Below are 12,899 nucleotides of genomic sequence, written 5' to 3' on the forward strand. Positions count from 1 at the left end.
TATTATTATTGCACGGTTTTACACTCTTGGAATACTCTCTTAGAATTATGTCGATCGCGCTGCAGGGGAAGTAGGCTGTGCGAATCCCGCTAGATTACTACCGAATTTTAGGACTGCCTTTGGCAGCAAGTGAGGAACAATTGCGGCAGGCTTATAGCGATCGCCGACAGCAATTGCCGCGACGCGAGTATTCCCAGGTAGCGATTAACTCTCGCAAACAACTTATTGAAGAAGCTTACGTGGTTTTATCAGATCCTAAAGAACGCAGAGCCTACGATCAACTTTATCTTGCCCATGCCTATGGTTCCGAGAGGGAAAACAATCCTACCGTAGCAGTGGAAAACCGTGCTGCTGACAGTGACTCAATTGAGTCCCAAGGTCTCAGCATCGAAATTAACCCAGACGAATTAGCAGGTGCTTTGCTGATTCTGCAAGAGTTAGGAGAATACGAACTGGTACTAAAGCTAGGTCATCCGTACTTGACTAACAACAACAGTACTGGTGTCCAAGCAGGCAAAACTTTAGAAACTAGTGATTTTAGTGATATAGACCCCCAAAGAGCAGACGTTGTTTTGACAGTTGCTCTGGCTTGCCTAGAACTAGGTCGAGAAGAATGGCAACAGGGTCATTACGAAAATGCAGCTGCTTCCCTGGAAACAGGCGACCAATTGCTAGCACATTTTGGTCTATTCCCAAAGGTGCAAGCTGAAATTCAGGCAGATCTTTACAGACTGCGACCATACAGAATTTTAGAGTTACTTGCCTTACCCCTAGAAAAAACTGCCGAACGCAAGCAAGGATTGCAATTACTACAAGATATCTTAGGCGATCGCGGTGGTATTGATGGCACAGGGAATGACCACTCTGGTCTCAACATTGATGACTTTCTCCGCTTTATCCAGCAACTGCGTAACCACCTGACAGTAGCAGAACAACATCAATTATTTGAAGCGGAAAGTAGACGTCCTTCTGCCGTAGCCATATACTTGGCTGTTTATGCATTGATAGCACGCGGATTCACCCAACGTCAACCAGCTTTGATTCAGCAAGCAAAACAGATGCTGATTCGCCTAGGCAAGCGCCAAGATGTGCATTTAGAACAGTCTTTATGTGCCTTGATGTTGGGTCAAACAGAAGAAGCTACCAGGGCTTTAGAACTGAGTCAGGAATACGAAGCCCTAGCTTTTATTCGGGAACATTCTCAAAACTCTCCCGATCTACTTCCAGGCTTGTGCTTATACGGTGAGCATTGGCTGCAAAATGATGTTTTTCCTAACTTCCGAGATTTAGTCAAGCAGCAAGCTTCCTTGAAAGATTATTTTGCTGACCGACGGGTACAAACTTATCTAGAACAGCTACCCACGCAGCCAGAAACTAATTATGAAGGGTCAATAACTAACCAACCTTCACATTCTCCAACCCAGATCAATCCTAAAAGTTACCGCAGCAACCCTAATGTAGTTTACGGGCAATTTCCCAATATTAGAACCCATTCATCTTCATCCTCTCCAACATCACCGACCCATTCACCCACTGAGGGTACAGGGCTAGACATGCCCGTTACTCCCGTTTCTGGTGTGGAATGTGTAAGCAGAAGTAATAACTATTACATGAATGGTTCTGCTAGAAGTGGTGTACCCTCTCAAGCACAAACCCCAAGAAGGCGCAAATCCAGCCCATCTGCTTATTCCAGAGGACACAATAGAGAGCAGCAGGTGGCTGCTGCTACACGACGGAGGCGTTCTGCTTCTCGTGGGGGCAATTCCAAAATGCGGTTACTGTGGGTGTTGGGGACTACTTTAGCAAGTCTATTAGTTTTATGGCTGGCAATTTCAACAACTGTAAAATTCGTACATAACGCATTGAGACCAGCACCAACTTTACAAGATCCACAATTATCAATCCAAATAAATGAACCACCATTAACTATTCCTGGGCGTAACAGTAAACCCCAGTTCCCCACAGGGAATCTCACGGAAGCGACAGCACAAGAGGTGATTCAGACTTGGTTAGCAACTAAATCTGCTGCCTTGGGGCCAAATCATGAAATTGATAGTTTGGAGAATATTTTAATAGGCTCAGCCCTTACTCAATGGCGACTCATTGCCCAACAGGACAAAGCTGATAACCGTTATCGCAAGTATGAACATAGCCTAAAAATAGAATCTTTAGAGATTGCTCCTACTGACCAGGAACATGCTGCGGTGCAAGCTTCCGTAACTGAAGCAACCAATTTTTATGAAAACGGCTTACTAAACCAGCAGAAGTCCTCTAAAGAAACGGTGCGAGTTAGATATAACTTGGTTCGCAAACCTGATGGATGGCGTATTCGGGAAATTTCGGTTTTGAATAAAGAAAGTTAGTTAATTGTTAGTGGTTAGTGGTTGGTGGTTAGTTGTTAGTTGTTTACTCCTCACACTCCACCCTACGGGAAGCCGCGCAAAGCGCACGGCAGGTGACGCCACGTGCTTTATGCCGGGAGACCCGTCCACCGCAGTAGCTCCTTTATGCCGGGAAACCCGTCCACCGCACTGCCTCGTCTACACACTCCCCCACCACCCCATCTCCCCACACTTGCGGCAGTGCATCCCTGAACAGATATATTGATGTTATGCACCTGATGATGATTTTTCATGTGTTGAAGTAGCTCAAATTATCTGCTTAAATTGGAGCAAAAGCTTCTGGCGGGATCGGTATCAATTCAGGAGTTGCTAGGGTGGTTGCCTGTCTGTACCAGATGCCATCAACTTCAAAACTCTCGAATTGGGTTGTGAGGATTGCCCAAGTTTGTTCGTTTAGCCCACCCCGGTAAGTCATAGTGAATCTGTTTTGCTGACTTAATCTTCGTTCCAGTTCTGCTAAATCTTCTGGTAGCCAGAACCTATTCATCACTCTTTGAGTAGCAACCTCTGGGGGAGTTTGTAACATATCAGACATTAACTGGTTAACAATTATTTGTTTATTGTTATCTTGTCTGATGATACTAATCGGGCGTTCACTTTCAGCAGCAGCAACCATACGTTTTAATAACCCTACCGGTAATGACAGCTGACTGCAAAAAACTTCACCTCCTATAGGTAACATGCACTCGGCAGTTTCGGCGGGTGTTGGGGGTTTCTGGGATGCCATCCACCCATAAAACTCGATAGGTCGCTTGCAGTGTCTCCACCCAATTCGCACCTTGCCATTGATTTTGGCTGCGGTTTCACTCAAAGCATATCCGTAACTTTGAGCAAGGTTGGTAGCATCTTTCTTGGTTGGGGCAAGGATAGAAACCCCATCATAAGACAATTTATAGTTCCAGCCCGGTTGGTTTAGGACTTTCAGAACGCTCGCACTCATTCACACCACCAAAATCATTGTTTAGGGAACTAAAAGTTTTTTGCCAAATCATTTTTTGTTCTTCCTCAGGGATAGCCAAACTAGACATAATAATGGCGAAGTCCCCTGGTGTAGGCAGAACTTCTCCTTTGGCAAGCGCTTGTAGGTTTTTGACTCCACAGCGCTTAAGTTTTGTCATGTTGGCTCGAACTACATCAGCAATTGTAATCAGGCGATTTGCCTGTTCTAGTTGGGAGGAGTTGGAAGCTGTTTTTTTGCCCAGCCATTCACGGATCATCTCTTCTAATGCGTCGCTTTGAGACACACCCTCACGAGCGCAGATGCTTTTGAATTCCCGCGCCAACCCTACCGGGACGTAACCGCTGACTTGTTTGTAATCCTCACAACGCCTTCTGTCGGTCATTTTGTGAACTGTATAGATATCACATTCGTCTTCTATTCTCTCTCATGATATCTAAATTGTCTGACATGATTTTTTGTCATTTTTACATGAATCATTGACATGAAAAAATGACAAGTGTTAGCATGGCAGTACTGACACAATTAATCTGTCAGCTACTGCAACTTAGTAAAATTTAAGATGAACGGTAAATGCCTGTAAAAAAGGTAGATACCCTGGTAATTGCTTGGCTACCCTGATAACTAGCTTGCGGGTGAAAAACAAGGGGGTTAAATCCCCTTTGCAAGTTATTATACAATCATCAAGTTTAATTATGTATAATATTTTATAAATTCTCTGATAAGAATTTGATATTTAGCTACATATAGAGAATTTCAATAAATGTAAATAATTTGGCTGCATTTGGCTAATTGCTTGTGATGCTATGCTTTGTTTTTAGGCATTGAGCATTGGGCATGGGAAAATTATCAGTATCTTAATTACCAATTACCCCTTACCAGCCTACGCAATAGCAGAAGTATTCAAGCGAACATAATATAAAGGCTCTATTCTATCAGGTGAAAACAGAGATTTCGGTATTTTTTAATTAAGGTTAAAATTCTTATCCTATAAGGACTTTACCATAAATAGATTCTGCCAGTATCATCCGGGTGAAGTTGCCAATAGGTTTATGCATGAGGTGGATGCTTATAGTTTGATTGAAATTTAATTGCGCCTAAATCAAGAACCGTATTTGCGCGTAGGATCGCTACGGAAATAAGGGAACAGGGAATGCGATCGCACGATCAAATCCTCACCATTATTCACCTTTCTTTACCAAGAAAAGGGACTAGAGGTGAGGTTAAACTTCCAACTTCTCACCCCGAATCGAACAATCTAACAACTCCATTGGATGCATAATCGCAACATCCTTTCCTTGCAACTCCAAATGCTTTTGAATCTGCAAACTACAACCCGGATTTGGTGAAGCAATCAAATCAGCACCAGTGTTTAACAAATTCTGCACCTTTTGCCTACCCAACTCTTCAGCAACATCCGGTTGCAGCATATTGTAAACCCCTGCACTACCACAACATATGGCTGCATCCACAGGTTCCTTCAACTTCACCCCTGGAATTTGCCGCAATAACTGACGCGGTTGTACACTAATCTTTTGTCCATGCAGCAAATGACAAGCATCTTGATAAACCAAACTCAAAGGTTTACTAGCCAACGGTGATAACTTCGCCGTCAAACCAACCGTTGCTAAAAACTCTTGTGCATCCCTTACCTTCGCCGCAAATTCTTTTGCCTTCTCCCGATACTCTGGATCATCCTCCAAAATATGCCCGTATTCCTTCAAAGTATGACCACAACCAGCAGCATTGATAATCACATAATCCACACCAGTACCTTCAAAACTATCAATCATCTGCCTAGCCAAAGCCTTAGCTTGTTCAGTTTGTCCTTGGTGTTCCGGAAGCGCCGCACAACAACCTTGAGACTTAGGAATTATCACCTCACAACCATTCGCCGTCAACACCCGCACCGTCGCTTCATTCACAGGCGAGAAAAATAACCGTTGCACACATCCGGTAACCACCCCAACTCGATAACGCTTCTCACCCCGCGCCGGAATTACATCTGGTAAATTATCCTGAAAAGACTTCAGCGTCACCTCTGGTAAAAGCGACTCCATCGCCGCTAGCCGAGGTGATATATTCTTCAATAACCCAGTCACCCGAAAAAACTTAGAAAAACCTAACCTCTGATACACCAACAAAGGCACAAGTAAAATCCGTAAAGCATCAGGATTAGGAAACAAAGAAAATATTAACTGCCTAATCAACCGATCCGCCAAACCACGTGAATAATTCCTCTCCACCTGGTGACGAGTCGCCGAAATCAACTTGTCATACTGCACCCCCGAAGGACAAGTCGTCACACACGCCAAACAACCCAAACAAGAATCAAAATGCTGCACACTAGCCGTATTCAAAGCAATCTCACCCTCATTAATCGCATCCATTAAATAGATGCGTCCCCTGGGAGAATCCATCTCCTTCCCAATCACCCGATAACTCGGACAAGTCGAAAGACAAAACCCACAATGCACACAAGAATCAATCAACTTCGGATCAGGCGGATTCTTCCCATCAAAACCCTGCAAATTCTTCAAACTCGCCGTCTTTCCCTCAAAACCTTCCGAAACCTGCATATCATCCCTCTCCCCTCTTCCTTCGCGCCCTTTGCGTTCTTTGCGGTTCGTTTCCTAAATCCCACCCACAAAGCGACCAGGACTTAAAATACCCTTGTCATCAAACTGCAACTTAATCCGCCGCATCATCTCCCGAGCATTGCCAGTGTAACCCCACACATCCAATTTTTGCTTCACCCCCACAGGCGCAGTCAACACACTTAGAAACCCTCTATGATTTTCACAGAGCGATCGCATCTCCACCAATCCCTTCTCACCCTCAAACCGTAACATCCCCAAACCGCTACCCATATGAATTAAACCCTTTTGCGCCCGTGTCAAAACTTCAACCGCCGCAGTAGGTAACACTCCTATTTTGCAAATAATTGCCGACTCACCGCCAGCAAAATGGATAGATTCTCGTAATCTTTCCCATAAATCAGCTTCATCAGCCCCTGCATAAATCGCCTTTTGCAAACCCAAATTTTGCCCCACTTCCGCCAACCGATTTGACTGTTCCTTCACACTCTCAGCAATACTTTGGAACCTTATAATCAACCCCATCCCCGTACCCAAACCTAACTCAGACACCAGTTGGTTTGAGATTAAATCAGCCTGAGTAGGCGTTAACGCCGAATTACGCAAAATAGCAGCAGCTTGGCGCACATCCTCCGCCTTACCCGTCAGTACAACCGTTGCAGAGATTTCCGGAATTGGGTAGACACGAAACGTAACTTGACTAATGACGCCTAATGTGCCGTAAGAACCTGTAAACAGTTTCATCAAATCGTATCCAGCGACATTTTTGACGACTCGTCCCCCAGCTTTAGCAACTTGACCATCAGCACGAACAAAAGTAATCCCTAGTAATTGATCACGCACACTCCCGTAACGCTGTCTCAAGGAACCCGTATCAGCAGTTGCAACAATTCCACCCAAAGTAGCTGATGGTGTGACTGGATCAAGGGCGAGAAATTGGTTAGCTTTAGTCAAAATCCCTTGGAGTTCAGAGAACTTCATCCCTGCTTCTGCTGTCACCGTTAAATCACCCACAGCATGGTCAATCAGTTGATTCAGGCGTTCTGTGCTAACTACAACATCAACCCCCTTAACTAAACCACCCCAACTAAGTTTGCTACCACTACCACAAGCAAGAACACGCCATTTGTTGCGGTTAGCCTCCCTGATCACCTGTGCTAGCTGTTCGGTAGTTTCCGGATAGACAATACAACTAGGAGGAGTTTGAGAAGCGATCGCCTGTAATATTGATTCTTGTTGAGGTGGTGCTATCTTTTCCCAGGCGTAGAAAGCATTTTCACCAACGATAGATGCAAGACTAGAGGTACGGTTACGTAAGGGGACTTGTTCGCTAGGCATTAGCTTTTGTCAATGTTTGTCTCCATGAAATACTGTACCTCATACCATTTCTTTGTAAAGAAGGCAGATAGCAGAAGCGGTAAAATTGTTCATGGCAAGGTAGTGAATTACTGTCTTGAAAATAGGGATCAGGAAACGGGAAGCAAACCCATAATCCATCTAAAGTTAGCTTTTAGAGTGACGAAATACCAGTTGCTGGCGATCGCACAGAAGTCATAGAAGAATCAATTTGTGTTGACGACGAAAAGTGACAGAGGGCAAAAATTTATTTTCAACATAACTACCATCTTGCCACGCTGCTGCTTGTTCGCCTACAGGTGGCGAATCCACCCCTGCTCTCTCTGCCTAATTCTAAATTTAACAAGCCTGCGCCCATTGGACATTCACCCAATCTGAGACGCAAAAGGAAAACCGCATGATGAAAAGACCTAAACTCTCTGGGTTACTTAAATTCTTTGCAGTAATGCTGATGAGCTTTTCAGTATTACTCCTGTTTTGGATCGCCTCGCCATTACCGAAGATACTCGCTAAACCAGAGACTAAAATCTTTGAACAAGTTTGGCAAACTGTCAACGATAACTTTTACGATCCAAAGTTTAACGGTGTCGACTGGAAAGCGATGCGGGAAAAGTATAAATCCCAAGCTGCACAAGCCAAGTCTAGCCAAGAATTTGCAGCTACTATTAACCAAATGCTTAGTGAATTGCAAACTTCTCACACCCGCTACTACACTAGAGAAGAACCTGCTTATTATCAGATTTTAGGCATTTTTGTACCCAGAAGTGGTGAATTACAAAAACAGCTACCCAAATTCCTCCCTCAAGGCAAAATAGAATACACTGACATAGGTGCATTTACCAAAGACATCAACGGTAAAACCTTCGTCAGCAATATTCTGGAAAAAAGTCCCGCCGCCGCAGCTGGCTTAAAAATTGGTGATCAAATTCTCAGTGTCGATGGTTGCCCCTACCAACCCATAAAATCCTTTGCGGGAAAAGCAGGAGAAGAAGTCAAATTATTAATTCAGCGTTCAGCCACACCCAGCAGTCAAACAGAAATTGCGATCGCACCCAAAAACTTTGATGCCAAGACCATGTTTATCGATGCTCAGCAAGCCAGCATCCAGACTATACAACGGGAAGGTAAAAAAATCGGTTATATTCATATTTGGTCACACGCAGCCAACGAAGATCAACAGCAGCTGCAATCAGAAATAATTTATGGTCGCCTCAAAGATGCAGATGGATTAGTTTTAGACTTTAGAGACGGCTGGGGTGGGGGAGATGTTAATTCTCTTAACCTCTTCACTGCTGAAGCCGGCCCAACTGTTACCAGTATTTCTCGCAATGGCAAAAAATATACTTATATATCCCAATGGAAAAAGCCGGTAGCGATGGTAATCAACGAAGGAAGCAGAAGCAGCAAAGAAATTTACGCCTACGGCTTTCAGCAACACAAAATAGGCCCTGTAATTGGCACAAAGACTGCGGGAGCAGTAGTTGCTGGTCGTCCTTTTTTTATGGAAGATGGTAGCTTACTTTACGTTGCAGTTGCAGATGTACTCGTAAACGGCAATCAAAGGTTAGAAGGTAAAGGAGTCGCACCAGATATCAACATTCCCTTGCCATTAGAATACGCTCAAGGTGCAGATCCACAAAAAGAACGAGCCATAGAAACTGTACTAGCAGCCATCAAACAAACTAGCTAAGTACAGACTCTGCATTTAAATACTCTCTAAATTATCACACCAATGTCCTTTGTTTCCTTAAACTTTGAATCGTAGAAATCATGTGTTCTGCTACCCGTTCCATCTCCTCTGCTGTATTAAACCGACCAATACCAAATCGCACCGACGCATAAGCCAACTGTTCTGGATGTCCCAATGCTGTCAGAACATGAGAAGGTGCAGTCGTTGTGGAAGAACAAGCCGAACCAGAAGATACCGCCATGATTGGTTGTAAGCCTAACAGCAAAGCGGCTCCATCCACTCCCTCAACGCTAATATTTAAATTTCCTGCGAGTCGTTGAGTAGGATGACCATTAAGATGAATTCCCTCTAACACAGAAAGCTGCTCCCATAATCTCTGTCGGAGTTGGGTGAGGTGTTGGTTTTCTGTAGCTTGTGTTTGCACAGCTATTTCCACCGCCTTACCAAATCCCACGATTTGCGGTGTATACAAAGTACCAGAACGCATTCCCCGCTCATGGCCACCGCCATGCTGCTGGGGAGCTAGTTGCACTCTGGGATTGCGACGCCGGACATACAACGCTCCTATCCCCTTGGGACCGTAGACTTTGTGTGCTGTCAGCGACATCAAGTCAATTTGCATTGCCTGGACATCTAAAGGAATCTTACCAATAGCTTGAGCAGCATCACTATGAAAAATTACACCACGCTCACGACACATTTCACCAATTTTTACTAATGGCTGCAAGACGCCAATTTCGTTATTAGCAGCCATAACAGAAACCAAAATTGTGTCAGAACGAAAGGCTTTTTCTAATTCATTTAAATCTATCAGTCCGTCTTTTTGAACAGGCAGAATTGTAATTTCAAAACCGAGAGTTTGCAAATATTTACAAGGATCAAGTACAGCACTATGTTCAGTGGCAACAGTAATGATATGCTGCCCTTTTTGAAAATAAGCTTCTGCAACTCCCTTGATAGCCAAATTATTCGCTTCTGTTGCACCACTAGTAAAAACAATTTCTTCTGGTGTGGCGTTGATAGCTGTCGCTAAAATTTCTCGTGATTTTTTGACAGCTGCTTCCGTTTCCCAACCGTAAATATGATTGATACTGGAAGGGTTGCCAAAATGTTCGGTGAAGTAGGGTAGCATTGCTGCTAGTACCCGTTCATCTACAGGTGTGGTGGCGTGGTTATCGAGGTAGATAGGACGATGAGACATAGTTATTCAATTAAAATTTTACTTATCTTTTTTAATATACTCAAAACTTTGTATAATTCATTTTCGCGCTTTAAAAGTGCAAATTAATCAGGTCAATTTTTCAACCATTTTGGCATTGAGAAATGAAAACTCGATAATAATTCCAAATGCGATCGCAACTTTCGGCAAAATAGCTAACCCAAAATTACTAGCTGTTCTTTGCCAGCAACTACTAGAGATTGACTATCATACGGTGGCAATCAATACAGATACTTCTCTGCAAAAATGTTTCGGTGATTATTTAACTAGGATAGTACTAGTATTAATTGACTAACGAATCTGGGAATAATAACTTCGGCTGAAGATTCGGTCGATGTTACTAAATTTAATGGAAACATGAATTTATCTAGTTCCCGGGGCTTTTTAAAAGTTCCTTTACGACTGATCTTAATAGTTCCCTTCGTAGTTCAAATTTCTACCTCTGTTGGTTTAGTCGGATATCTATCTTTTAAAAATGGGCAGAAAGCAGTCAACGAACTTGCTGATCAAGTAATGAACAAAACCAACAGCCTAGTCAATCAGCATTTGAATACCTACCTAGCGATTCCGCATCAAATTAATCAAATGAACGCGGATGCTGTAAACACGGGGTTACTTGATTTACAAGACTTTGAACGTGCCGGAAAATACTTTTGGAAACAGATGCAGCTCTATAAAAATTTGGGCTATAATGGTTATGCTCTAGCTACAGGTCAAGGGGCTGGTTCTGGTAATTATCCAGGTAGTCAAGCTAGCACAATAGATTTATTTCCTAGAGCTGTTAATGGAATTTCTAAGGTTTATTCCTACGCTACAGATGCTCAAGGGAACCGAACAAAACTACTTAGTACGTATGATTACAATACTTTTGCACAACCTTGGTATGTAAATACGGTAAAAGCTGGTAAACCAATTTGGAGTGGCGTTAATACTTGGGATGGTGAGGTTGGTTACATTGCTGCTTCTGCTGGCTATCCTATTTATGACAAAAATGGTAAATTAGTCGCTGTTTTTGACATTGATTTACTGCTATCGAATATCAGTGATTTTTTGCGGCAAATTCAGATCAACCAAAATGATAATGTTTTTATTATTGAGCGCAACGGGTTACTAGTTGCCAATTCCAGTAACCAAAAACCCTATGTGATAGTTAATGGTCAAACCAAACGATTGGCTGCAACTGATAGCCGTGATCCTCTAATTCAAGCTACTGCTAAGTATTTAAAGCAACAGCTGGGAAACTTGCAGCAGATTCAACAACAGCAGGAGTTAACGTTTGATTTTAAGGGCGATCGCCAATTTGTCAAAGTCACTCCCTGGCGCGATCAATTTGGTTTGGACTGGCTTGTGGTTGTAACTATTCCCGAAGCTGATTTTATGGAACAAATCAACGCCAATACCCGTACTACAATCGCCTTGTGCTTGTTGACTTTGGTAGTAGCTTCGATAGTTGGAATTTATACATCTGGTTGGATTACTCAACCTATATTACATTTGAGTCAGGCAAGTCAGGAAATTGCCAATGGAAAATTAAATCGCCTAGTGGAAGTCAAAGGAATCTCTGAGTTAGAAATTCTTGCTCAATCCTTTAACCACATGTGTAGACAGTTGCAAGAATCTTTTACAGCCTTAGAAACAGCCAACCGACAATTAGAGAAGACTAACGCTGAACTCGAACAACGTGTAGAACTACGCACAGCTGAATTGCAAGCAACAATTGCAGAACTGCACTACACCCAAGCGCAGATGGTGCAGAGTGAGAAAATGTCAGCTCTTGGTCAAATGGTGGCAGGAATTGCCCATGAAATCAACAATCCAGTTAATTTTATTCACGGTAATATTACTTATGTAGAGGAATACACTCAGGATTTACTACACTTGGTGCAGCTCTATCAAAAATATTTACCCGAACCACCTCTAGAAATTCAAGAGGAACTTGTAGCAATAGATTTTGACTTTTTAGAGCAGGATTTAACTAAGATACTCCAGTCAATGCAGATGGGAACAAACCGCATTTGTGAAATTGTGTTGTCATTGCGAAATTTCTCGCGGTTAGATGAAGCTGAGATAAAAGAAGTTGATATTCATGAAGGTATCGATAGTACATTGGTGATTTTGAACAACCGTCTCAAGGCTAACCCAGATCGTCCCGAAATCCAGGTGATCAAAGAGTACGGAAAATTACCTTTAGTAGAGTGCTATGCAGGACAATTAAATCAAGTATTTATGAACATTCTCAACAATGCCATAGATGCATTAGAAGAATGCGATCGCAACCATACACTGGAGGAAATTCAAGCTCAAGCCAGTACAATTTGGATCTCGACAGCTGCTCAAGACCGGACTGTTACTATTAGTATTAAAGATAATGGCCCTGGTATCACCGAGGCAGTACGTTCCAAGTTATTTGATCCGTTTTTTACTACTAAACCAGTTGGTAAAGGAACTGGTTTAGGTTTAGCCATTAGCTACCAAATTGTTACAGAAAAACATGGTGGAAAGCTTTCTTGTTATTCTCAACCAGGACAGGGAGCAGAGTTTTTGATTGAACTTCCCATACTCCAAGTATCTGCTTATTCATAAGTCTGCACAAATAAATTTTGTGTAAGTCATAGTAGCGATTGAGGTTGGGTGAAAATGAAAAATTTAAAGCGGTTTTGTTTGAAAAATTACTATC

9 protein-coding genes are annotated in these 12,899 nt (G+C 42.8%); 4 read left to right on the forward strand and 5 right to left on the reverse strand.

What is annotated here, in order from left to right:
- The first annotated feature begins 77 nt into the window (after positions 1-77).
- Entirely contained in the window at positions 78-2,363 is a 2,286-nt protein-coding gene (locus NIES592_RS03190) for an IMS domain-containing protein (protein ID WP_073554884.1), read from the forward strand.
- A 298-nt stretch (positions 2,364-2,661) separates the two neighbouring features.
- Here the strand turns inward: NIES592_RS03190 and NIES592_RS03195 are convergent, their stop codons facing one another.
- The 4 genes from NIES592_RS03195 to NIES592_RS03210 form a co-directional block, all read right to left on the reverse strand.
- Positions 2,662-3,342 (reverse strand): hypothetical protein, encoded by a 681-nt coding sequence (locus tag NIES592_RS03195; protein ID WP_062248709.1) that lies wholly within the window; start codon positions 3,340-3,342, stop codon positions 2,662-2,664.
- Positions 3,293-3,745 (reverse strand): ribbon-helix-helix domain-containing protein, encoded by a 453-nt coding sequence (locus NIES592_RS03200; RefSeq protein WP_062248708.1) that lies wholly within the window; start codon positions 3,743-3,745, stop codon positions 3,293-3,295. The genes NIES592_RS03195 and NIES592_RS03200 overlap by 50 nt, the downstream gene beginning before the upstream one ends.
- A gap of 838 nt (positions 3,746-4,583) precedes the next feature.
- Complete coding sequence (locus tag NIES592_RS03205; RefSeq protein ID WP_073554885.1) at positions 4,584-5,939, reverse strand: (Fe-S)-binding protein; 1,356 nt, start codon at positions 5,937-5,939, stop codon at positions 4,584-4,586.
- 54 nt (positions 5,940-5,993) lie between these two features.
- On the reverse strand, positions 5,994-7,295 hold the full coding sequence (locus NIES592_RS03210) for an FAD-binding oxidoreductase (RefSeq protein ID WP_073554886.1): 1,302 nt from the start codon (positions 7,293-7,295) through the stop codon (positions 5,994-5,996).
- 418 nt (positions 7,296-7,713) lie between these two features.
- Between NIES592_RS03210 and NIES592_RS03220 the strand changes: the two genes are divergently transcribed.
- Positions 7,714-9,003, forward strand: coding sequence for a S41 family peptidase (locus NIES592_RS03220; protein WP_073554888.1), 1,290 nt, complete (start codon positions 7,714-7,716; stop codon positions 9,001-9,003).
- Between the two features lie 34 nt (positions 9,004-9,037).
- Here NIES592_RS03220 and NIES592_RS03225 read toward each other — a convergent pair whose 3' ends face one another.
- Positions 9,038-10,204 carry a cysteine desulfurase family protein gene (locus tag NIES592_RS03225; protein ID WP_073554889.1) on the reverse strand — a complete coding sequence of 389 codons (1,167 nt, stop codon included), beginning with the start codon at positions 10,202-10,204 and terminating at the stop codon, positions 9,038-9,040.
- A gap of 76 nt (positions 10,205-10,280) precedes the next feature.
- On the opposite strand from NIES592_RS03225, the gene NIES592_RS03230 reads away from it, so the two are divergent.
- On the forward strand, positions 10,281-10,517 hold the full coding sequence (locus NIES592_RS03230) for a hypothetical protein (RefSeq protein WP_256678053.1): 237 nt from the start codon (positions 10,281-10,283) through the stop codon (positions 10,515-10,517).
- A 62-nt stretch (positions 10,518-10,579) separates the two neighbouring features.
- Positions 10,580-12,805 (forward strand): ATP-binding protein, encoded by a 2,226-nt coding sequence (locus NIES592_RS03235; RefSeq protein ID WP_073554890.1) that lies wholly within the window; start codon positions 10,580-10,582, stop codon positions 12,803-12,805.
- Positions 12,806-12,899: the final 94 nt, after the last annotated feature.

Source organism: Fischerella major NIES-592, assembly GCF_001904645.1.
Lineage (GTDB): Bacteria > Cyanobacteriota > Cyanobacteriia > Cyanobacteriales > Nostocaceae > Fischerella > Fischerella thermalis.

Bases quoted from the DNA above. Each gene is read 5' to 3' on its own strand.
- NIES592_RS03220 (WP_073554888.1), top strand. From the start codon at position 7,714: ATGAAAAGACCTAAACTCTCTGGGTTACTTAAATTCTTTGCAGTAATG.
- NIES592_RS03225 (WP_073554889.1), bottom strand. From the start codon at position 10,204: ATGTCTCATCGTCCTATCTACCTCGATAACCACGCCACCACACCTGTA.
- NIES592_RS03205 (WP_073554885.1), bottom strand. From the start codon at position 5,939: ATGCAGGTTTCGGAAGGTTTTGAGGGAAAGACGGCGAGTTTGAAGAAT.
- NIES592_RS03210 (WP_073554886.1), bottom strand. From the start codon at position 7,295: ATGCCTAGCGAACAAGTCCCCTTACGTAACCGTACCTCTAGTCTTGCA.
- NIES592_RS03195 (WP_062248709.1), bottom strand. From the start codon at position 3,342: ATGAGTGCGAGCGTTCTGAAAGTCCTAAACCAACCGGGCTGGAACTAT.
- NIES592_RS03235 (WP_073554890.1), top strand. From the start codon at position 10,580: ATGAATTTATCTAGTTCCCGGGGCTTTTTAAAAGTTCCTTTACGACTG.
- NIES592_RS03200 (WP_062248708.1), bottom strand. From the start codon at position 3,745: ATGACCGACAGAAGGCGTTGTGAGGATTACAAACAAGTCAGCGGTTAC.